The sequence below is a fragment of the Rhodobacter capsulatus genome (genome assembly GCF_052363185.1).
In the GTDB taxonomy this organism is placed as follows: Bacteria; Pseudomonadota; Alphaproteobacteria; order Rhodobacterales; family Rhodobacteraceae; genus Rhodobacter; species Rhodobacter capsulatus_E.
In genome coordinates this window covers 1,291,871-1,312,072 of the sequence record NZ_CP198955.1, presented here as the reverse complement: position 1 = coordinate 1,312,072, position 20,202 = coordinate 1,291,871, and the positions used below count along the sequence as shown (strand labels likewise).

Genomic DNA, 20,202 nt, shown 5'->3' with positions numbered 1-20,202 from the left:
CGCAACCCGACAAAAAAAGTCGGCTGTTACGCGCAAATCTGTATCCTGAGCGCGTGGCAACAGTCGGAGACAGGCGATGACACAGGCCGGGGCACTGCGGGCGGCGCTGATCGAGGCGATCGAGGATGAATACCGGGCCCGGGCCATCTATGCGGCGGTTCTGGCGCGGTTCGGCCCGGTGCAGCCCTTTGCCAACATCGTCTGGGCCGAGGGACGGCATGTGGCGGCGCTGGAGGGGCTGTTGAGCCAGCACGGATTTGCGGTGCCGCCAGATCGGTTCGCCGGTCGGATTGCGGCCCCCGAAAGCCTGATCGCGGCCTGTGAAGGCGGAGTCGCCGCCGAAATCGCCAATGCCGCGATGTATGACCGGCTCAGCCGCAGCGTCAGCGATCCGGCCACGCTGCTGGTCTTTGCCCGGCTGCGTGCGGCCTCGGCGCTCAATCACCTGCCCGCGTTCCGGGCCTGTCTGGCACGGGCCGGATCGGGGGCCGGATCGGGGCCGGCGCCCCACCCTGCCGCAAGCCCCGCTTCGGGAGCCAGCCCGCTGGTCGGGGCGATCGGCCTTGCGGCCGCGGCGGTTCTGGTCCGTGCGTTGCGGCGCAAGACCGGCTGAGCCGGTCCTGACACCCGCAGAAGGCCGATAGTCCCCGGGGGCCGGATCACTTCGTCAGGATCAGCTTGCCGTTGCGGGTGATGCGCAGGGTATAGGTGACGCCGTCCAGCACGATCTGCACAAGGCTTCCCCCCTCGGTCAGCGCCCGCGCGTCGTGCAACGGCGGCGCGATGTCGGGGCCTTGCGCCGCGTCCGGGCCCTGCCCGCCGAAATCGCTGCCGACACCGCTTCCAAGCGCAAGTTTCGGCCGTCCCTCGTCATTGCACATGTGCGATTCTCCTTGCGCGCCGGGGAGGCGCACCGCTCGGGATCGCAGGGGGCCTTGCGGGGACGAAACCGCCGTTGGGGCCTGCCGATCGGGGGTCAAACCGCCCCTGAAAACTGTCGAGTGTTTCTATCGGAATTCGAGGGCGAAGAAAAGCGACAGTTCGATCAGGAGGTTGCGGCACGGCGTCACCGGGACGGAAACCCGAGCAAAACCCTTGCCCAGTCAATCCGCATGAAAACGATCAAGTATTTGATTTCATTGAAGTTTCACTTGATTTTTGCGATCGCCGGGTCTATCAAAAGCTAGGCGACGCGGTTGGGCGACGCCCGGTTTGAACAGAGGAGACATGTCATGTCTGCCACTTGCGCCAAATGCGCTTTCTTCGAAGATCATGTCGCGAACGGTGAAAAAGAACTGGCCGATGCCGGTCTGTGCCGCTTCAACCCGCCCGTCACCCAGATTGCCCCCGACGCCCGCGGCCTGTGGCCGGTGGTGAAGGAATCCGACTGGTGCGGGCACTTCGAAGAAGAAAACGCCTGATCCGATTTCGCAAGCCAGGTCCGCTTTCCGCCAGCCACCACGGCAAGCCACAAAGCACCCCAGCCAGCTTTGATCGGGACCACGTCAAAAGGGCAGCGCAGCGCGCTGCCCTTTCTGCATTCCGGCCCCGCATTCCGCCTTGCCGCTCAGTCGAGATGGGCCACCAGACGGCGCACCGCATTGAGGTAAGCGGTGACCTCGTTGCCCTCGCACAGCAGCGTGGCCACCGCCTCGGCCTGCGCCGCGTGCCCGGCATGGCTCAGCCGCACCACCTGCAAAAACAGCGCCTCGTGCCGGGTCGGACGGGGGTGCGATCCGTCCACCCGCCCAAAGCCGAAGGGCGAATGCCGCGCCACACGCAGCCGCGACAGAACCTGCGCCAGATCGGCAAAGACGATCGCCCCCCGCGTCTCGCCCCAGCGCGCCTGCGCCCGGTCGAGCGCAAGACACCAGCCGTCGCGTTCCGGCGCGCGGTAACTGTCGATCATCAACCGCAGCGCGGCCAGAACATCCTCTTGCCAGGGCGCGGCCGGGGCGGCGCTGGCATCGGTCGCGGGCGACAGGGGTAGGTCTTTCATGGGAGGGGCGCCTTTCCGGGGCAAGCGATCATGCAGGCAGGACAAGGCCGAAATCGGCCGCGATCAGCGACAGCCAGCCCTTGAGCCGCTCGGGCGTCAGCGCCGCCTGATTGTCCTGATCCAGGGCAAGGCCCAGGAATTCGCCCTCCACCACGGCCAGCGAATCTTCGAACCCATACCCAGCGGCAGGCCAGCGCCCGACCAGCTTCGCCCCCCGATCCGAGAAGAATTCATGCAGGAAGAACAAGGCATTGACGAATTCCAGCGGATAGGTGACCTGATCGCCCAGCCCGAACAGCGCGATCGTCTTGCCGCTGAAATCCTGATCGGCGATCCTGGGCAGGAATTCCTCCCAGCTTTCCGAGGCGGCATTGGCGCTCAGCCCCGGCAACTGCCCGTCGCCCAGCGTCGGCGAGCCAAGGATCAGAAAGTCATAGGCCATGAAATCGGCCACATCAGCGCGGTTGACGTTGAGCGGCTTGGCCATCACCTCATCGTCGAACATGTCCTTGATCTGCTTGGCAATCTTGCGCGTGGTTCCGGTGTCCGATCCGAAGAAGAGTCCGATCTTCGCCATGATGTCCCCTTTTGGCTGACGGGCCTGATGCCCCCGCAGTTGCTTCGCAAGCTTCGTGCCAGGCTTTGCGCGCGGTTTTGAAACCCATTGTTGGGCAAAATTGTCAGGAATCCAACAAAAGAAAAGTGAATTACTCAACAATGTCGGAGTCGAGATGGCGACGCCGGTCAGGCGGGCGTGGCGACGGGCTGCACAAGGATCTTTTGCGCCATGCCGCGCCCCAGCGCGATGCGGGTTTCGCCCAAGGCAAGGACTATCTGCCCGCCGCCGTTCTGCGTCACCTGCAGCCTGCGCCCCGGTCCCAGCCCCATGGCCACCATCCGATGCTGAAAATCGGCGCAGCCTGCCAACCGCGCCACCTGAAACAGCGTGCCGGGTGCGGCAAGGGCAAGCGGCAGCAGCGGCGCTGTGGCGCCAAATCGGGGATCGGGGCGGGTGTCATCGGGCATCGGAACCTCTCTCAGACGAAGGGCTGCGGCATTTTTGCGACCTTAGTAAAACACTCAACATTTATCCTTGACCCATGTCATGTCGAGATAGTCAACTTCACGCTGAACTGATGCAAGCGAGACGGGACAGCGAGACGATGAGCAAGCACGACGACGACAATGACGACCGCCGCGGAGGCGGGCCGGGACCGGGCGCCGCGCCGCCGGTGGGGTGGTATTATTTCGGGCCGGAACCACCCTGGGTCGCGGGCTGTGCCCCAGGCTGGGGGCCGCAGGCGGGTCCGGGACCTGGGTTTCAGGGCGGGGCGCAAAACGGCCCGCAATCCGGGGCCGGGCCTGGGTTCGGGGCGGGATTCGGGCCGGGTCAGGGCCCGCAACAGCCCGACAACCGCGATCTGATGCAGGCGTTTGACCGTCTCGCCCGCGGCGATGTCTCGGCCGAGACGCTGGGGGTGCTGTTCAATCTGCGCGACCGCGATTTCTGGAAAGGCGCGGTGGCGGGCTCGGCCGTCGCGTTGGCGCTGGCCAATCTGCCCGCGCTCAAGGCGATGTTTGCGGGCTTTGCCGCGCAGGGGTTCGGCATGAATGGCATGGGCACCCCGCCCGCCGCGGCGAAACCCGCCCCCACCACAGAGGAGAGCTGAGATGTCTTCGCAACCGAAAGCCGCGCCGCTGATGCCCTCGAGCACGCAGATCCTGCGGGCCGGGGTGAATGGCGCCGCGATCACCGGCGCCTGGACCGCGATCAACGAGGGGATCCGGGTCCGCAACGGCCAGACCACGACCGATGCGGCGATGCGCGCCACCGCCAACAGCGCCGCGATCGGCGCGGGGGCGGGCGCGGTGGCCACGCTTGCCACGCATCTGGCGCGCAATGCGCCGATGCTGGGGCTTGTCGCGCTGGCGGCGGGGGTGATCTATTTCGCCAATTCCAGTCGCAAACCCGCGCCTGCGCCCGAAACTGCCGCCGAAGACGCGCCAGAAGAAACCGGGGGCGTGCAATGACCGACACCAATGCGCAAACCCCCGCGCCCTCCGAGGACACGGGTCAGCCCGGGCTGCTTTCGAACCCGCGCTTTCTGACCGGGGCGGTCGTGGGCGGGCTGGTGACTTACGTCCTGACCAACGAGGCGGCGCAGCGCAAGCTGATGGGGGGCCTTGCCCAAATTTGGCTCGGCCTGCAGGGTGGGCTCGAGGAGGCGAAGGAACGCTTCCGCGATGCCGAATCCGAGGTGCGCGCGCAGCAGCAGAAGTAACGCCGAAGGGCAGGTGGCCGGATGCGTCTTGATCTTTCCCTGACCGGTGGCCCGCCCGCCGGGACATCTCTGCTGCGGATCGCCCATGAAGCGCACGGGCGGCTGCGGCTGAAACTGCCGTGGCTTGCCCGGCCCGATCTGGACAGCGACGCCCTTGCCCGGACCCTGCGGCAGATCCGCGGCGTCCGTTCGGTGCGGCTCAACCCGGCGGCGGCCAGCGTGATCGTGACCCATGACGGCACGGCGGCGACGCGGGCGCGGCTGCTCGACCGGATCGGCCGCCTGAACCCGGATCAGCTGCGCCGCCCTGCGCCGGGCCCTGCCCCCGGGGCGACTTCGGCCGCGCCGATCCTTGGCCGTCTTGCGCTTCTGGCGGCGCTGCCGGTGCTGCCGCAGCCGATCGGCCGGGCGCTGGTGCTTTGGGCGATCGCGCCGCGCGTTCTGGGCGGGCTCGATGCGCTTGTCAGCAAGGGCGTCTCGGTCGAGGTGCTGGATGCGCTGGCGGTCTCTCTGGGCGTTGCCCGGGGCAGTTTCGGCACCGCGCTGACCACCGACATGATGATGGAGGCGGGCGAATATCTGGAAGAGACCACGATGCGGCAATCCGGCGCGCTGCTGCAGGGGCTGTTGATGCCCAACCCCGCGACCGCGCGGGTCGAGCGCGCGGGGGCGGTGCTGGATCTGCCCTTCGAGCAGGTGGCGCAGGGCGATATCGTGCTGGTGCAGACCGGCGAGGCGGTGCCGGTCGATGGCCTGGTGATCGCGGGCGCGGCGCAGGTGAACGAGGCCTCGATCACCGGCGAAAGTCTGGCCGTGACGAAAGAGCCGGGCGCGCAGGCGATTGCGGGATCGACGCTGGAAAGCGGGCTCTTGCGCATCCGCGCCGAGCAGGTGGGGGCGGAAACGACGACGGCGCGGATTGCGGCGCTGATCCGTGGCGCGCTTGCGGAACGGTCCGAGACCGAGAAACTGGCCAGCGCGCAGGCGAACCGGCAGGTCTGGATGACGCTGGGTCTGGGGGCGGCGACGCTGGCCGTGACGCGCGATCTGCGCAGGCTCTCTTCGGTGTTTCTGGTCGACTATGCCTGTCCGATCAAGCTCTCCGCCCCGGTCGCGGTGCGCGCGACGATGTCGGCGGCGGTGGCGCGGGGGATCCTGATCAAGGGCGGTCCCTCGATCGAGAAGCTCTCGGCCGCCGATACGTTCGTTTTCGACAAGACCGGCACGCTGACCGAGGGGCGGCTTGATCTGTGCGATGTGCTGCCGCTTGACGGGCAGACCGAGGCCGAGGTTCTGGGCCTTGCGGCGGCGCTGGAAGGGGCGGCGCAGCATCCGATCGCGCGGGCGATCCGCTGCGCGGCACAGTCGCGGGGGCTGGTGGCGGATCTTTCCGGCGATGTGACGGTCGAGGTCGGGCGCGGACTGCGGGCCAGCCTTGGCGGGGCCGAGGTGCTGCTGGGCGCGCGGCATTTCATGGCCCGCGAGGGGGTCGATTTCGCCCCCCATACGACGCAGATCGAGACCTTGGCCGAGGCCGGAAAGATGACGCTTTACATGGCGATGGCCGGGCGTCCGGCGGCACTGTTCGGGCTGCGCGACAGTCTGCGGGCGGATGCGCGCGGCACCGCCCAGAGGCTGCGCCGCGCCGGGGTGAAGCACCTTGTCATGCTGACCGGCGATCGCCGTGCGCGGGCCGAGGCGCTGGGGCGCGAGCTGGGTTTTGACGCGGTCCATGCCGAATTGCGCCCCGAGGACAAGGCCGCAATCCTGTCGCGGCTGCGGGCCGAGGGGCGGCGCATCGCCTTTGTCGGCGACGGCATCAACGATGCCCCGGCGCTGGCTTCGGCCGGGGTCGGCATCGCGATGGCGCAGGGCGCCGACATCGCCCGGGCGGCGGCCGACATCACCCTGTCGGAAGATCGGATCGGCGCCGTGGCCGACGCGCGCGAGACCTGCGACCGGGCAATGGCGATCATCCGCACCAACACCACGCTGGCCTTGGCGATCAACACCGGGCTTTTTGTTGCGGCCTCCTCGGGGCGGCTGTCGCCGGTCGCGGCCTCCTTGATGCACAACGGCTCGACCTTTGCGCTTTTGCTGCATGCGCTGGCGCAGGCGGGCTTTCCGCACAGCCGGGCCGACATCCTTCGGGATAATTCTTGACAGAATTACTTATGCTCTGCATCCTGCACGGGTCAGGAACGGAGTCTCCCATGGTCTGCTGCGTGCATCACATTCCCGGCCGCGCCCGCTTCAAGATCGAGGCGCTGCGCCGCGATGCCGATCTGGCGCAGAGGCTTCATGAAAAGGTGGGGGCGCTCGAAGGGGTTCTGGCGGTCGAGGTGAACCGCGGCGCGGCCTCGGTGATCGTGCATTACCATGTCGAGCGCGGCGAGGTGGGGGCGATCCTGGACCATATCTGCGCCCATTGCCCGAAAGCCGCGCTGACCCGCCCGACGGCGCAGCCCGCCGCGAACCGCACGACTGCGCCGATCCTGGGCGCCAAACTCTCGCCCGAGTTCAAGCAGGCGATGAGTGTGGCGATGAGCAAGGCGGTGCTGAACACCTTCATCACCCGCATCGTCGCCGCCGCGATCTGAGGCGTCAGCCAGCACTCGCGATCCGCGGCATGGTCAGTCCGCGCGGTTTTTCCCGGGCCTCCGGATCACGGCACGGTCGCTGCAAGTGTGGAATATTTTGCCGACAAACGAGGGATATCGCGGGGCGTCGGGTCGTGCCGATCCGCCCACCCCACGCCGATGGCAGGTCCCCGAGGGCGGGAAGGCCCTCGGGGATGCCGGTCCGGGACGGCGGTCAGAGCGACACCGGCAAAGAGGAGGGAAGACCCCTCGCCAGCCGCTCGGTCGCCGCCAGAAAGCCCGGACAGGGGTTGGCTTCGCACAACAGGAAGGCAGAGCGCTCCGCCTTGTCGCGCGCGGCCTGGCGGAGGAAGGTAAAGCATTGCAGGAAAAGCGCTTCATGCGCCGTCATCGTGGCGGCGCAGCCTGCGCAATCGGGGTTGGAAAAGCGAAAGGTGGAGCGGCGGGCGCGGCCCATTTCGTCCAGCATCGCCGCCACGGCGGCAAAGACCTGCGGCCCCTCGACCGGGCCCCAGACCTGCGTGGCCAGGCCAAGCCCGCGCTGCCAGCCCTGCCGTCCGGGCTGGATCTGGCTCTGGATCTGCAGCCGCAGGATGTGCAGGATCTGCCCGGGCAGGCTGTCTGCGGCCGGGGCCTTGGCAAAAGCGGAACGATGGGACGGGCAGCCATCCGACGCGGACATGGGCGGACCTCTTGCAAGGAAAGGGGAATGCCGCGCGCCTGGCTGGGTATCTTATACTTGATAAAAATACTTTCCCGCGTCAAGCGTCATGATGCGGCTTTGATGCGATGGCGCGGCGCGGTCGAAAACGCCGCGACGGGGGTGGTTGACATTCCCGCCCGGCTGTGGCCCATCAGGGGGGTCATCGGTCCCCCATGGCATGCGCAAGCATGAGGGGGGGAAAGAGGGAATACGGTGCGGTGTAGCCATCAGGCGCCAAATCCGTGGCTGCCCCCGCAACTGTGAGCGGAGAGCGATGCCGAAGATGCCACTGGACCGAACCGGTCCGGGAAGGCCGGCAAAGCGAAGACCCGCGAGCCAGGAGACCTGCCTGTGATGCGCGCCGGAGCAATCCGGGCGCCAGTCCGGACGCCGGGGTGTGCGTCTGGCTCGGGGCAGGCCTGTGGTCTGCCGCGTGCCTCATCCCGTCCGTCCTTTCACGTTGCCGTCTTCGGACGGACCAGGAGAGGAACGACCCATGATCCCGATGAAAGCCCTGGCCGCCACGGCCGCCCTGCTTCTGCCGACTGCGGCCGAGGCGCATTTCCAGCTGATCTACACCGAAAATCCGATCATCGAGGGCCCCGGTGACGTGCCCTTGCGGCTGATCTTCTGGCATCCGTTCGAGAATGGCCATGCGATGGACATGGGCGCGCCGCAGGCGTTCTACGCGCTCAACAAGGGCAAGAAAATCGACCTGATCGACCGGCTTGAACCGATCACCTTTCAGGGCAAGGACAATGCCGCCGCGGCCTATGCCGCCAGCGTTCCGGTGACGAAGGCGGGGGATTACGTCCTTGTCGTCGAGCCCGCGCCCTATCTGGAGCCCAGCGAGGACATCTTCATCCAGCAGTTGACCAAGGTCTATCTGAACCATGCCGAACTGCCCACCGACTGGATGGAACCGCAGGGGCTCGCGACCGAGATCGTGCCCCTGAACAAGCCCTACAACATCCTGGCCGGATCGACCTTTACCGGGCAGGTGCTGGCCGAGGGCAAGCCGGTCGCGGGCGCCGAAATCGAGATCGAATACATGGCGGCCGAACCCGATCTGGCCACGAATGCGCCCAAGGCGCCCAGCGCCGGGCCGATGCCGGGCGGCGCGGTCGTGGCGATTTCGGATGCGAACGGCCATTTCACCTTCGGCGTGCCGAAAGCGGGCTGGTGGGGCTTTGCGGCGCTCGGCACCGGCCCCGCGAAAGAGCATGCGGGCAAGGAGCTGAGCCAGGATGCCGTGATCTGGGTCCGCGCCTGGGATGTGAAGTGACATGCATATCGTCGACGGAGCCCTGGCCAATCCGGTGGTGATTGGCGGGGCGGTGGCGGCTGCCGGGGGCATCGCCCTTGGCCTGCGCGCGATGACGATGGAGCGCATCCCGGCCGCCGGGGTGCTGTCGGCGGCGTTCTTCGTCGCCTCGCTGGTGCATGTGCCGATCGGGCCGTCTTCGGTGCATCTGATCCTCAATGGCATGGCGGGGCTGGTGCTGGGCTGGGCGGCCTTTCCGGCGCTGTTCGTCGGGCTGTTGCTGCAGGCGGTCTTCTTCGGTTTCGGCGGGGTGACGGTGCTGGGGGTCAACACCTTCAACATCGCGATGCCCGCGGCGATCGTGGGGCTGGCGCTTGGCCCGCTTATTCGCCGCGGTGTCGCCCATGCGGCAGTCTGGGGCGGGGTCGGCGGCGCGCTGGCGATCGCGCTGACCACGCTGTGCGTCGCGGTCTGTCTGGCGCTGAGCGGCGATCAATTCCTGCCTGCCGCGAAGCTGGTGTTCCTTGCCCATATCCCGGTGATGGCGGTCGAGGCGGTGCTGACCGCCGCCGCCGTCTCTCTGGCGCTGCGCGTCAAACCCGAGCTGTTCCATGCGATGGAGACGACCCGATGAAATCCCCTTCCCTGCTTGCCGCGCTGGCGCTGTGTCTGACGCTGGCCCCACTGCCCGCACTTGCGCACAAGGTCATCGCCTCGGTCTATCCTGCGGGCGCCAGGATCGAGGGCGAGATCGGCTTTTCCAATGGCGACATGGCGGTGAACACGACGGTCAGCGTCACCGATCCCGCGGGCCGGGTGCTGGGCGAGACGGTGACGGATGACGCGGGCGGCTTCACCTTCACCCCCGCCGAGCCGGTCGATCACCTGTTTCGCGCCGATCTGGGCGCGGGCCATGTGGCCGAGGTGACCCTGCCTGCCGCCGAGGTCGCGGCGATTCTGGGCAAGGCGGTCTCCTCCGCCGCGCCCGCGGCGGCTTCCGGTGCCAGTGCGGCAGCGCCGCAGGCCGCGTCGATCGACGCCGAGCAGATCGCCGCCCTGATGCGCGACGAGATCCGCCCGTTGCGGCAGGAAATTGCCGCCTACAAGGAGAAGAACGACCTGCAGACGATTCTTGGCGGAATCGGCTATATCGCCGGGCTGTTCGGGCTGGGCTTTTATCTGGCCGCGCGGCGGCGGCTGATGGCAGGCTGAGCATGGCCCATCTGTTGAGCCTCGCACCACCGCATCCGGGCGGCGCGACCGGCGGGCTCGCGCCGATCCACGGGCTTGATCCGCGCGGGCGGGTGCTGGCCGCCGCCGCCTTTGCCGTGGTGGTGACCGGGCTTTCAAGCCTGCCCGCGCTGGCGCTGGCGCTGCTGGTGGCGCTGATGGCGCTGGCGCTTTCGGGCCTGCCGCCGGGCCCGACGTTGCGGCGCATGGTGATGATGGACGGGTTCATCGTCTTCATGCTGCTGATCCTGCCCTTCACCACGCCCGGCACGCCCGCGCTGACGCTGCCGGGGGGCTTTGTGGCCACGGCCGAGGGGCTGCGCCTGGTCGCCGAAATCGCGCTGACGGCCAATGCGGTGATCCTGATGCTCATGGTTCTGGTGGGCACGCTTGATCCGGTGCGGCTTGGCCATGCGCTCGCACGGCTGCGCCTGCCCCTGCGGCTGGTGCATCTGCTGCTGTTCACCGTGCGCTACATCGAGGTCTTGCGCGCCGAATATGACCGCGCGCGGCAGGCGATGCGGGCGCGGGCCTTTCGCCCGGGCTCCAACCGGCACACATGGGTCAGCCTTGGCCAGCTGGTCGGCATGATGCTGGTGCGGGCGCTTGAACGGTCGGAACGGATCTTGCAGGCGATGAAATGCCGGGGCTTCACCGGTCAGATCCCGCTGCTGGACGATCTTGCCTTCGGCGCCGGGGACCGGCTGTTCGGGGTGCTGTTTGCCCTTGCGCTGGGGCTTCTGATCGCCATGGAGGTCGCCCTTGTCCGCGCTGCTTGAGCTTGACGACATCCATTTCGGCTATCCCGGTCAGGCGCCGGTTTTGAACGGTGCCAGCCTGACGCTGGGCCCGGGCGAACGCGTCGCGCTGGTCGGGGCGAATGGCACCGGCAAATCGACGCTTTTGCGCATCGCGCTGGGGCTGATCCGGCCTGCCCGCGGCACCATCCGCGCCTTTGGCCGTCCCTGCGAACGCGAGGCCGATTTCCAGCAGATCCGCCGTCGCATCGGGCTGGTGTTTCAGGACCCCGACGATCAGCTGTTTTGCCCCACCGTCGCCGAGGATATCGCCTTTGGCCCGCTCAATCTGGGCCTGTCACGGACCGAGGCGTTGCGGCGGGTCGATGCGGTGCTGGAGCAGCTGGCGCTGACGGCGCTGCGCAACCGGGTCACGCATCATCTGTCGGGGGGCGAAAAGCGGCTGGTGACGCTGGCCACCGTGCTGGTGATGCGCCCCGAGGTGCTGCTGCTTGACGAGCCGACGAATGCGCTTGATCCCGACAACGAGGCGCGGCTTTTGGCCATCCTGCAGGCGCTGCCGCAGGCGATCCTGCTGGTCAGCCACGATCCCGCCTTTCGCGCCCGTCTGGTGCAGCGCGACCTGCATCTGGCCGGGGGGCGGCTTGTGCCGCAGGCACCTCCGCGCTGATCCGCGCCCGGTCCTTCGGTCCGTTCCCCTTCGCCGCCGCGTGCCGGGCCAGGCTGCCCTTGCCGCGCGCGGAGGATGGAAATAATACGTAATAACATTTCAAACTGGAGACTGCCCATGCTTTCCCGCCTTTCGCTTGCCGCGTTGATCGCGGCCTTGCCCGCGCTGCCGGTTCTGGCCGATCCCGCGACACTTGCCATCGCCGCGCCTTTCGAGATCAAGGCGGCCGATCCGCTGCTCTCGGGCGATATCTTCCTGAAGATGGATGTGATGGAAACGCTGGTGAACAGCGATGCCACCGGGGCGCTTCTGCCCGGTCTCTCGGATCGCTGGTCGGTGTCGGAGGACGGGCTGGCCTGGCGGTTTCACATCCGCCCCGGCGTGCGGTTCCATGACGGCAGCCCGCTGACGCCCGAGGCCGCCGCTCTGGCGCTGAACTGGTCATGGAAAAAGGAAGGCATCCTGGCCAAAGCGCCCGTGGCCGCCATCGCCGCCGAGGGCGAGGAGGTGGTGATCACGCTTTCGGCCCCCTTTGCCGCCTTGCCCGCGTTTTTGGCCGAATATCGCACCGGGATTCTGGCGCCTGCGGCCTATGCCGCCGACGGCACGGTGACGGCGCTGATCGGCACCGGCGCCTTCCGGGTGACGGTGCTGGAACCGCCGCTGCGGCTGGAAGCGGTGCGCTTTGACGGCTACTGGGGCGGACGAGCGAAGCTTGACGCGATCCATTACGCGGGCGTCAGCCGGGCCGAGACCCGGGCCTTGATGGCGGAATCGGGGGATGCGGGGCTGGTGGTGAACCTTGATCCCGCCTCGGTCACCCGGCTGGCCGAGGTCAAGACCGTCACCGTCCATTCCGTCTCGCTGCCGCGGGTGCTGCTGTTGAAGCTGAACCTCGCCTCGCCCTTCTTCGACACGGTCGAGGAGCGCCGGGCGCTGTCGCTGGCGATTGACCGGGCGGGGCTGGCGCAGGCGGTGTTGCGCTATCCGGCGGCGGCGACGCAGATGTTTCCCCCCGCGATGGGCGCCTGGCACGATCCGGCGCTGGCGCCGCTGGCCTATGACCCCGAGGCCGCCAAGGCCGCCTTTGCCGCGGCGGGGTGGCTGCCCGGTCCCGATGGCATCTTGCAGCACGACGGCCAGCCCTTTGCGGTCGAGCTGCTGACCTATCCCGACCGGCCGGAACTGCCGCTGACGGCGGCGGTGCTGGAGCAGATGCTGCGCGAGGTCGGCATCGCGGTGACGATCAATTCGACCAACTCCTCGGAAATCCCGGCAAAACATGCGGCCGGAACGCTGCAGATGGCGCTCTTTGCCCGCAATTTTGCGCTGGTCCCCGATCCGATCGGCACGCTGATGCAGGATTACGCGCCCACGGGCGATTGGGGGGCGATGGGTTGGGACAATCCCGATTTCACCGCCTCCGTGCGCAAGATCGCAGCCGAGGGCGGCACGGCTGCCGAAAAAGCCGCCCTTTCCGCAACCTTGCAGGCCGATCTGCCGGTGCTGCCGATCGCCTGGTATCAGCAGACGGCGGCGGTCTCGACTTCCGTCAAGGGGATCGTGATCGACCCCTATGAACGGACCTTCGGGCTGAAATCGGCGGAGATCGTGCAGTGACCTTCGCGCTTCGGACCCTTGCCTTCCGCCTGTTGCAGGCGGCGGGCGTCGCTTTTGTCGTCGGCGTGATGTCGTTTCTGATGATGCAGGCGATGCCCGGGGACATGGCCTTCCGCATCGCCGCCGCGCGCTATGGCTATGACCTCGCCTCGGCCGATCTGGCCGAGGCGGTGCGGGCCGAGCTGAACCTGGGCGCCGGACCGCTGGTGCTGTTCGCCCAGTGGATGGCCGATCTGGCGCGGCTCGATCTGGGCCGGTCGATGGTTTCGGGCCTGCCGGTCTGGCAGGAGATCGCGCATCAGCTGGGCGCCAGCCTGCAGCTGGCGGCGGTGGCGCTGGGGCTGTCGCTGCTGATCGGGCCGCCACTGGGCATTTACGCCGGGCTGCGCGCCGGGGGGCGGTTTGATCGCGCGCTGCTGGTGGCCGCCGCGGCGCTGCGGGCGGTGCCGCAATTCCTGCTGGGGCTGGTGCTGATCGTGGTCCTTGCGGTGCAGCTGCGGCTTCTGCCCGCCGCGGGGCACGGGCAGGTCAGCCATCTGGTCCTGCCCGCGACGACGCTGGCGCTTGGCCTTGCTGCCGCCTCGGCGCGGATTGCCCGCGATGCGATGGCGGCCTTTGCCGCAAGCCCCGCCCATGCCTTTGCCCGCACCAAGGGGCTGAGCGAGGGGCAGGTGCTGACCCGTCACGGGCTGCGCAACATCGCCGCGCCGCTGCTGACCTATCTGGGCCTGCAATTCGTGCTGCTGGCCGAGGGGGTGGTGGTGGTGGAAACCATCTTCGGCTGGCCCGGCATCGGTCATGCGCTGATCCATGCGGTGTTTCACCGCGACGTGCCGATGGTGCAGGGAACGGCGCTGGTGATGGGGCTGTCCTTCGTTCTTCTCAACACGCTGATTGATCTGGCCCTGCGCCGCATCGACCCGCGGGAGGTCCGCGCATGAGGGCAAGACATCTTGGTTTCGGCATCCTGGGCACCTTGGTGGCCCTTGCGTTGATCGGGCCGCTGATCGCGCCTTTGGGGCCGTTCAAACAGACGCTCTTGCGGGCCCTGGCCGGGCCCGATGCGCTGGCCTGGTTCGGCTATGATCATCTGGGGCGCTCGATGTTCGCGCGGCTGTCGCAGGCGCTGCGGCTGTCGCTGACGATCGCCTTCACCGCCACCGCCACGGCTGCAGCAATCGGCATCGCGCTTGGCGCGCTGGCCAGCTGGCGCGGCGGCTGGATCGACCGCGGCCTGTCGCTTCTGGCCGACAGCGTGCTGGCCTTGCCCGCTTTGCTGATGGTGCTGATGATGGGGGTGATCCTGCCCTCGACGCCGCTGGCCTTCTGGGCGGGGCTGGCCGCGGTGCAATGGATCGAGTTCTTCCGCCTGACCCGGTCCGTCGCGCGCAGCACGCTTGCCAGCCCCGCGGTCGAGGCGGCGACGCTGCAGGGCTTCGGCCCGGTCTGGGTGTTTCGCCGCATCCTCTGGCCCGAGATCGGCCCGATGCTGCGCACCACCGCGGCCTTTGGCGTGGCCAATGCCGTTGCCGCCATCGCCGCGCTGGGCTTTGTCAGCGTCGGCATGCGCGCGCCGACGCCGGAACTTGGCCTGATGATGGTCGAGCTGCTGCCCAGCTGGCGCGAGGCGCCCTTTGCGCTGTTGCAGCCCGTCGCGGCCTGTTTCGCGCTGCTTTTGTCCCTCAACCTGATTGCCGGAGGCCGCGAATGACCCTGTTGCAGGCAAAAGACATCAAAGTCATGGCCGGGGCCGAGCGGCTGCTGGACCCGGTGTCGCTGACGCTGCCCGCGGGGCGGGCGGTGACGGTGCTGGGCGAAAGCGGCTCGGGCAAGAGCCTGCTGGCGCAGGCGCTGCTCGGCACGCTGCCGCGCGGGCTGGTGGCCGGCGGACAGCTGCGGGTGGGCGAGACGGAGCTTGACCCGGCCCGGCCGCAGGGCAGTCGGGCGCTCTGGGGGCGGCAGATCGCGGTTCTGCCGCAAGAGCCCTGGCTGGCGCTCGATCCCCTGATGACCGGCCATTATCAGCTGGCCGAGGTGCATGACCTTGTCGCCGCCGATCCCCGGCCGGGGCGGCGGGCCAAGGCCGATCTGGCCGAGCTGGGCCTTGAGGGGGCGGGGGGGAAATACCCCTGGCAGCTTTCGGGCGGCATGGCGCAGCGGCTGGCCTTTGCGGCGGCGCGGGCGGGCGGGGCACGGATCACCGTGGCCGACGAGCCGACCAAGGGGCTCGACAGCGACCGACGCGATGACGTTCTGGCGCTGTTGCGGCGCGGGCTTGAAGGCGGCGGCGGGCTTTTGACGATCACCCATGATCTGACTCTTGCGGCGGGCCTGGGCGGCGAGATCCTGGTGATGCAGGGCGGCACGGTGGTCGAACGCGGCCCGGCCGAACGCGTGCTGGCCGCGCCCGCGCATCCCTATACGCAAGCGCTGATCGCCGCCGATCCGGCGCATTGGCCGCGCCCCGATCCCGTGCCCGAAGCCGCGCCGCTGCTGCGGGCCGAGGGGTTCACGGTGGCGCGCGACGGCCGGAGCCTGTTTGCGCCGCTCGATTTCACCCTTTCGCCCGGGCAGATTCTGGCGGTGGCGGGGCCCTCGGGCTGCGGCAAGTCGAGCCTTGGCAATGCGCTGTTGGGGCTTTTGCCGCATCAGGGCAGGCTTTGGCGGGACCCGGCGCTGCCGAAACTTGCCTTTCAGAAGCTCTGGCAGGACCCGCCCGCCGCCTTTCCGGCGCGGATCACGCTGGCCGAGGGGCTGGACGACCTGCTGGCGCGGCATCGGATCGACCGGGGCCGGGTGGCGCCGCTGCTGGATCGGCTGAAGCTGTCGCCTGAGTTGCTCGCCCGCAGGCCCGGTGCCGTTTCAGGCGGCGAGTTGCAGCGCATCGCGCTGATGCGGGCGCTGCTGCTCGATCCCGTGTTCCTGTTCGCCGACGAGCCCACTTCGCGGCTGGATCCGGTGACGCAGGCGCTGACGATCCGGCTGATGGTCGAGATCGGCCGCGAAAGCGGCATGGCGATGGTGATCGTCAGCCATGACCACGCTCTTCTGGCGGCGATCAGCGACCGGGTGATCCGGCTGACACCGATATAGAGGTCCCGCGCGCCGAGGCTGCCGTGCAGATGGCTGCCCCGCACCGCCCCTCCTCGGGCACCGCGCCATGGCGGCTGGGTTTGCGATGTTGCGGGGGAACGGGCGCGGGGCGGATTCTCCGGCCCGACATGCACGGGTCTCAGCAGCCGTCGTGATCGCCGAGCGTTTCGGGGTTGGCCAGCAGCGGCAGATAGCGCCAAAGCCAGACCGCAAAACCCGCCGCCCAGATCACCGAGGCGGCAAGATGCGCGTGGAAGGGATCGAGCAGGTCAGTCTCGGGCGCAAGGCGCAGCACCACCGAGGCGAGCAGCAGCGTCAGCGTCCCCCGCACCGCGCCTGGCAAGGGCAGGCTGTGGCCGGTGTGAAACAGTCCGGAAATCGACATCACCGCCAGCACGGCAAGGCCAAGCCCGCCCATCAGCGCCAGATGCCAGCCGCCCGCCGTGCTCAGATCCGCCCCCAGACCCACCGCCCCAAGCCAGATCAGCCCCGCCCCGGCCAGCGCCGAAGGCAGCATCAGCGCGACGATCTCGGCGCGCAGGGCGGCGCGGCCGATGAACCCCTCGGCCAGCCGGTCCAGAAAAGCCGCCCCCGCCGCGATCAAGAGCCAGCCCGTCACCGCCTCGCTCGCCCCGGCGATCCGCGCGGCGATCACCAGCGCCACCAGCCCCGAGGCCAGATTGAGCCGCCCGGGATGGGGCCGATAGGGCGAGGTGGCGCCGCTCGGGTCCAGCACCAGATTGCTCACCGGCACGGTGATGCGCGACAGCGCCAGCCCCAGCAGGCCCAGAAACACCAGCCCGGCAGTCTTCACCGCCTCGGTGGCGGCGAAACTGTCGCCGAGCGTCATCTGCGCCCGCGTCACGGCCTCGAACGCCGCAAAAGCCGAAAGCCACGCCAGAAAGGCCAAAAGCGTGTCGCTCCGCTGGCGCCAGGACAGCCGCAGCCCGTAAACGACAAGCGCCGCGATCCAGCCCAGATCGCACAGCGCGGCGAAAGGCGTCAGCGCATCCAGCCCCAAAAGGCCGATGATCCGCGCCCCGCCCCATAGCCCCGCGAGCCCCCAAAGCGCGCGGCCCCGCAGCGGCGCGGTATCGGTCCATTCCGGCCAGGCCGTGGTCAGAAAGCCGATCAGCGCCGCGCCGAAAGCGCCAAACAGCATCTCGTGCATGTGCCAGACCGTGGGGGCGATCTCGGTGGCACCAAGCAGCGCATAGTCCTGCAGCGCGACCCACAGGAACGGCCATAGCGCGGCATGAAGCGCGGCCAGCGGAAAGAACAGCCGAAACCCCTCGTCCGAGATCACCCGATGCCGCGGCGGGCGCATCTGCGCCTTGATCACCTCGACCGGCACGAAACCGGTGCCCGACAGGTTCGGGATCGGCGGGGTCATGCGATGCGCCTTTCGTCAACGTCGTGGATATGGCGGAACAGCGGATCCTCGGCCTGCCAATGCCGGGTCAGATCGAAGATCTCGGTCTCGGTCCGGTGGCCCGGGGTGCCGGGCACCGCGCGCAGCCCCGCGATGCCCTGCCCGGTCGGATGCATCACCGCGATGCGATGGGCGATCCGGGCGGCCTCGGCCAGATCATGCGTCACGAACAGCGCCCCCAGGCTGGCCGCGGCGCTGGCGGCGATCACCAGATCCTGCATCCGCCGTTTCAGCGCCACATCGAGCGCGGTGAAGGGCTCGTCGAAATAGAGGAAATCCGGCTTTGCCACCAGCGCGCGGGCAATGGCGATGCGCTGGCGCATGCCGCCCGAGAGTTCGACCGGGAATTTGCCCAGATCCTCGGCGGCGAAATGCACCCGCTCGGCGGCGGCCCGGGCCGCTTGGCGCGCCTGCGCCCTGCCCTGCCCCGCCAGCCGCGCCGCAAAGGCGATGTTTTCCAGCGCATCGGCCCAGGGCATCAGGCGCGGCTCCTGAAACACCATGCCGTGGCGCGCATAGGCGCGGGTGATCCGCCCCGACCGCGGCACCAATAGCCCCGCCGCCAGATGCACCAGCGTGGACTTGCCGCAACCCGAGGGGCCGACCAGCGCCACCACCTCGGAGCGGGCAATGGCAAGGTCAAGCTTCGAGACCACCTCGCGGCCCAAAAACACATGCGCAACGGCCGAAAGCCGCAGAACCGGATCGCTCATCGTTTCACCCCCCAGGGCCGGGCCGCCTCGCGCCAGCGTTCCAGTTCCGCCCGGACCGGATGCACCAGACCGTATTCGACCGCGATCAGCCCCGCGACCGACAGCCCGATCCAGGCCAAAGCCTGCGTCACATCCAGATATTGCCGGGCCTTGGCCAGCTCATCCCCAATGCCGCCGACCGAGGCCAGAACCTCGATCATCACCGCCACCTTGATCGCCGAGGCGAGCCCCAGCATCAGCGCCGGGAAAAGATGCGCCAGCATCTGCCGCAGCCCGACCGTCACGAGCCGCCGCACCGGCCCCGCGCCGAAGGCCTGCGCCATCGCGTCAAGGCCCCGGTCGCGGGCGGCGACCCCCTCGGCGGTGCCGGCAAAGACCAGCGGCACCACACCGACCAGAATGGTAAAGATCACCATCCCGTCCGAGGCGCCAAACCAGATCAGCGCGACGACAAGCCAGGCAATCGGCGGCACGCCAAGAATCACCGTCAAAAGCGGCCGCGCCAGCCGCAGCACCGCCGGGGAATAGCCCGCAATCAGCCCCGCCGCGCCGCCGATCAGCGCTGAAAGCGCGAAACCGGCCAGCGCCCGGCCCATGGTCTGCGCGAAGATCGCCCAGTTTTCAGGGCTTTGCAGGATCGCCGCGGCGGCCTGAACGGTGGCGAGCGGCGCGGGCAGAACGATCTCGCCCCAGGCCTCGTGCCCGGCCTGCCAGAGCGCCGCCAAAAGGCAAAGCCCGGCCAGACCGGCCCAGCCACCCCACAAAAACCGCCCGATCCGGCCGAGCCGGTGCGCAAGCCACCTCACAGCCGGTAAAACCCGTCATCGGGCAGATGGCCGCCGATGGCTTTCGGGTCCACCTCGGCCACGGCGGTGAACATCGCCTCGAACGCCGGGCGAAGCTGGCGCGCGGGGGTGACGGTCAGCGCCGAACGCGGGATCGACTTCGCCAGGATCGGCGCGGGCAGGCCAAGCGCGGGGCTGGCCGAGGCGGCGGCCAGATCGGGCGCGGCCAGAACCTCGGGCAGGGTCGCGGCCAGCGCGGCATGGATCGCCTCGATGGCGCCGGGATGAGCGGTGTCGAAATCGGGCATTGCCGCAAGCCCCGCTTGCGGCAATGCCGGGCCAAGCCCGGTGATCTTGCCCCATTCGGCCTGCAGATCAAGGACGCGGAACAGCTGTTGCCCGGCTTGCAGCGCCCGCATCTCGGCCAGGGTCGTGGCGGGTTCGGGCAGCATCGCGGCCTCGGCCCGGCCAGAGAGCAATAGCTGCACCGCCTCGATCGGGGTTGCGGCGGGCACCACGGTCAGGTCGCCTTCCTCCACCCCCGCCTCGGCCAGAACCCGGCGCAGCAGAATGTCGGGCGTGTCGTTGCGAAACGGCAGCGCCACCCGCCGCCCTGCCAGTTTCGCCGCGCTGTCAAGGCCCGGATCGCGGGCAACCAGATAGTTCAGCCCCAGCGTCATCGCATTGACCATGCGCAGCCCAAGACCGCGGTTGTAAAGGTTCGCCGCGGCATTGCTTGGCACGATCACCACCTGCATCCGCCCCGAGGTCAGCCCCGCGCGCAATTCGTCGGGGTCGCGCCAGGGGGTGAAGGTCACCTGCCCCGCCACACCGGACAGGGCACCCTTGGCCACCGCATGGGCGGCGATGATCGCGGGACCGGCGGGCGGCCCCCAGATCGTCAGATCGGGCAGCAGCGGTGCGGCGCGCAGCACGGCGGGGCTGGCAAGCGCGGCCAAAGTGCCCAGCATCACGGCGCGGCGGGTGGGATCGAAACGGGTCATCGGGGCCTCCTGTTCAGGCGGGTATAGATGAGTTTATTTGTCGGGCTTT

Annotated in this window: 25 protein-coding genes and 1 riboswitch; of the genes, 16 read left to right on the top strand and 9 right to left on the bottom strand. The window is 68.6% G+C overall.

Annotation, left to right across the window (positions count from 1 at the left end):
* The first annotated feature begins 76 nt into the window (after positions 1 to 76).
* Positions 77 to 613: a ferritin-like domain-containing protein gene (locus ACTTAG_RS06650; RefSeq protein WP_444464726.1), complete on the top strand. Its 537-nt coding sequence runs from the start codon at positions 77 to 79 to the stop codon at positions 611 to 613.
* A 46-nt stretch (positions 614 to 659) separates the two neighbouring features.
* Here the strand turns inward: ACTTAG_RS06650 and ACTTAG_RS06645 are convergent, their stop codons facing one another.
* Positions 660 to 785, bottom strand: a complete 126-nt coding sequence (locus tag ACTTAG_RS06645) for a hemin uptake protein HemP (protein ID WP_444465206.1) — start codon at positions 783 to 785, stop codon at positions 660 to 662.
* A 447-nt stretch (positions 786 to 1,232) separates the two neighbouring features.
* Between ACTTAG_RS06645 and ACTTAG_RS06640 the strand changes: the two genes are divergently transcribed.
* Positions 1,233 to 1,421, top strand: coding sequence for a hypothetical protein (locus tag ACTTAG_RS06640; RefSeq protein WP_013067147.1), 189 nt, complete (start codon positions 1,233 to 1,235; stop codon positions 1,419 to 1,421).
* A gap of 146 nt (positions 1,422 to 1,567) precedes the next feature.
* Here ACTTAG_RS06640 and ACTTAG_RS06635 read toward each other — a convergent pair whose 3' ends face one another.
* From ACTTAG_RS06635 to ACTTAG_RS06625, 3 genes are all read right to left on the bottom strand, one after another.
* Positions 1,568 to 1,999, bottom strand: a complete 432-nt coding sequence (locus ACTTAG_RS06635; protein ID WP_444464725.1) for a hypothetical protein — start codon at positions 1,997 to 1,999, stop codon at positions 1,568 to 1,570.
* A gap of 28 nt (positions 2,000 to 2,027) precedes the next feature.
* A complete protein-coding gene (locus tag ACTTAG_RS06630) occupies positions 2,028 to 2,576 on the bottom strand; it encodes a flavodoxin (protein ID WP_444464724.1) in 549 nt (182 codons plus the stop codon).
* Between the two features lie 167 nt (positions 2,577 to 2,743).
* Positions 2,744 to 3,025: a FeoA family protein gene (locus ACTTAG_RS06625; protein ID WP_444464723.1), complete on the bottom strand. Its 282-nt coding sequence runs from the start codon at positions 3,023 to 3,025 to the stop codon at positions 2,744 to 2,746.
* A gap of 137 nt (positions 3,026 to 3,162) precedes the next feature.
* Between ACTTAG_RS06625 and ACTTAG_RS06620 the strand changes: the two genes are divergently transcribed.
* Genes ACTTAG_RS06620 through ACTTAG_RS06600 form a run of 5 tightly spaced genes read left to right on the top strand, consistent with a single transcriptional unit; the run spans position 3,163 to position 6,881 of the window.
* Positions 3,163 to 3,669 (top strand): hypothetical protein, encoded by a 507-nt coding sequence (locus tag ACTTAG_RS06620; RefSeq protein ID WP_444464722.1) that lies wholly within the window; start codon positions 3,163 to 3,165, stop codon positions 3,667 to 3,669.
* 1 nt (position 3,670) lies between these two features.
* Complete coding sequence (locus ACTTAG_RS06615; RefSeq protein ID WP_444464721.1) at positions 3,671 to 4,030, top strand: hypothetical protein; 360 nt, start codon at positions 3,671 to 3,673, stop codon at positions 4,028 to 4,030.
* Entirely contained in the window at positions 4,027 to 4,281 is a 255-nt protein-coding gene (locus tag ACTTAG_RS06610; RefSeq protein WP_444464720.1) for a hypothetical protein, read from the top strand. Before ACTTAG_RS06615 ends, ACTTAG_RS06610 begins: the two co-directional genes overlap by 4 nt.
* A 21-nt stretch (positions 4,282 to 4,302) precedes the next feature.
* Positions 4,303 to 6,444 (top strand): heavy metal translocating P-type ATPase, encoded by a 2,142-nt coding sequence (locus ACTTAG_RS06605; protein WP_444464719.1) that lies wholly within the window; start codon positions 4,303 to 4,305, stop codon positions 6,442 to 6,444.
* 50 nt (positions 6,445 to 6,494) lie between these two features.
* Positions 6,495 to 6,881: an HMA2 domain-containing protein gene (locus ACTTAG_RS06600; protein ID WP_444464718.1), complete on the top strand. Its 387-nt coding sequence runs from the start codon at positions 6,495 to 6,497 to the stop codon at positions 6,879 to 6,881.
* Between the two features lie 214 nt (positions 6,882 to 7,095).
* Here the strand turns inward: ACTTAG_RS06600 and ACTTAG_RS06595 are convergent, their stop codons facing one another.
* A complete protein-coding gene (locus ACTTAG_RS06595) occupies positions 7,096 to 7,563 on the bottom strand; it encodes a hypothetical protein (protein WP_444464717.1) in 468 nt (155 codons plus the stop codon).
* Positions 7,564 to 7,731: 168 nt separating this feature from the next.
* Positions 7,732 to 7,951, top strand: a riboswitch (cobalamin riboswitch).
* Positions 7,952 to 8,080: 129 nt separating this feature from the next.
* Here ACTTAG_RS06595 and ACTTAG_RS06590 point away from each other — a divergent pair.
* From ACTTAG_RS06590 to ACTTAG_RS06550, 9 genes are all read left to right on the top strand, one after another.
* Positions 8,081 to 8,869 (top strand): DUF4198 domain-containing protein, encoded by a 789-nt coding sequence (locus ACTTAG_RS06590; protein ID WP_444464716.1) that lies wholly within the window; start codon positions 8,081 to 8,083, stop codon positions 8,867 to 8,869.
* Between the two features lies 1 nt (position 8,870).
* A complete protein-coding gene (gene cbiM / locus ACTTAG_RS06585; RefSeq protein ID WP_444464715.1) occupies positions 8,871 to 9,482 on the top strand; it encodes a cobalt transporter CbiM in 612 nt (203 codons plus the stop codon).
* Positions 9,479 to 10,060: a cobalt ABC transporter permease gene (locus tag ACTTAG_RS06580; protein WP_444464714.1), complete on the top strand. Its 582-nt coding sequence runs from the start codon at positions 9,479 to 9,481 to the stop codon at positions 10,058 to 10,060. The genes cbiM and ACTTAG_RS06580 overlap by 4 nt, the downstream gene beginning before the upstream one ends.
* Positions 10,061 to 10,062: 2 nt before the next feature.
* Positions 10,063 to 10,857 carry a cobalt ECF transporter T component CbiQ gene (cbiQ, locus tag ACTTAG_RS06575; protein ID WP_444464713.1) on the top strand — a complete coding sequence of 265 codons (795 nt, stop codon included), beginning with the start codon at positions 10,063 to 10,065 and terminating at the stop codon, positions 10,855 to 10,857.
* On the top strand, positions 10,841 to 11,506 hold the full coding sequence (locus ACTTAG_RS06570) for an energy-coupling factor ABC transporter ATP-binding protein (protein WP_444464712.1): 666 nt from the start codon (positions 10,841 to 10,843) through the stop codon (positions 11,504 to 11,506). The genes cbiQ and ACTTAG_RS06570 overlap by 17 nt, the downstream gene beginning before the upstream one ends.
* A 117-nt stretch (positions 11,507 to 11,623) precedes the next feature.
* Positions 11,624 to 13,126: an ABC transporter substrate-binding protein gene (locus ACTTAG_RS06565; protein ID WP_444464711.1), complete on the top strand. Its 1,503-nt coding sequence runs from the start codon at positions 11,624 to 11,626 to the stop codon at positions 13,124 to 13,126.
* Positions 13,123 to 14,067: an ABC transporter permease gene (locus ACTTAG_RS06560; protein ID WP_444464710.1), complete on the top strand. Its 945-nt coding sequence runs from the start codon at positions 13,123 to 13,125 to the stop codon at positions 14,065 to 14,067. The genes ACTTAG_RS06565 and ACTTAG_RS06560 overlap by 4 nt, the downstream gene beginning before the upstream one ends.
* On the top strand, positions 14,064 to 14,837 hold the full coding sequence (locus ACTTAG_RS06555) for an ABC transporter permease (protein WP_444464709.1): 774 nt from the start codon (positions 14,064 to 14,066) through the stop codon (positions 14,835 to 14,837). The genes ACTTAG_RS06560 and ACTTAG_RS06555 overlap by 4 nt, the downstream gene beginning before the upstream one ends.
* Positions 14,834 to 16,219, top strand: a complete 1,386-nt coding sequence (locus tag ACTTAG_RS06550; protein ID WP_444464708.1) for an ABC transporter ATP-binding protein — start codon at positions 14,834 to 14,836, stop codon at positions 16,217 to 16,219. Before ACTTAG_RS06555 ends, ACTTAG_RS06550 begins: the two co-directional genes overlap by 4 nt.
* Before the next feature lie 139 nt (positions 16,220 to 16,358).
* On the opposite strand, the gene ACTTAG_RS06545 is transcribed toward ACTTAG_RS06550, so the two are convergent.
* From ACTTAG_RS06545 to ACTTAG_RS06530, 4 genes are read right to left on the bottom strand one after another with little or no spacing between them, the layout of a single operon-like run.
* Positions 16,359 to 17,612, bottom strand: a complete 1,254-nt coding sequence (locus ACTTAG_RS06545) for an NnrS family protein (RefSeq protein ID WP_444464707.1) — start codon at positions 17,610 to 17,612, stop codon at positions 16,359 to 16,361.
* Complete coding sequence (locus tag ACTTAG_RS06540; protein ID WP_444464706.1) at positions 17,609 to 18,364, bottom strand: ABC transporter ATP-binding protein; 756 nt, start codon at positions 18,362 to 18,364, stop codon at positions 17,609 to 17,611. The genes ACTTAG_RS06545 and ACTTAG_RS06540 overlap by 4 nt, the downstream gene beginning before the upstream one ends.
* Entirely contained in the window at positions 18,361 to 19,170 is an 810-nt protein-coding gene (locus ACTTAG_RS06535) for an ABC transporter permease (RefSeq protein ID WP_444464705.1), read from the bottom strand. Before ACTTAG_RS06535 ends, ACTTAG_RS06540 begins: the two co-directional genes overlap by 4 nt.
* Complete coding sequence (locus ACTTAG_RS06530) at positions 19,167 to 20,153, bottom strand: ABC transporter substrate-binding protein (protein ID WP_444464704.1); 987 nt, start codon at positions 20,151 to 20,153, stop codon at positions 19,167 to 19,169. The genes ACTTAG_RS06535 and ACTTAG_RS06530 overlap by 4 nt, the downstream gene beginning before the upstream one ends.
* Between the last annotated feature and the right edge of the window lie 49 nt (positions 20,154 to 20,202).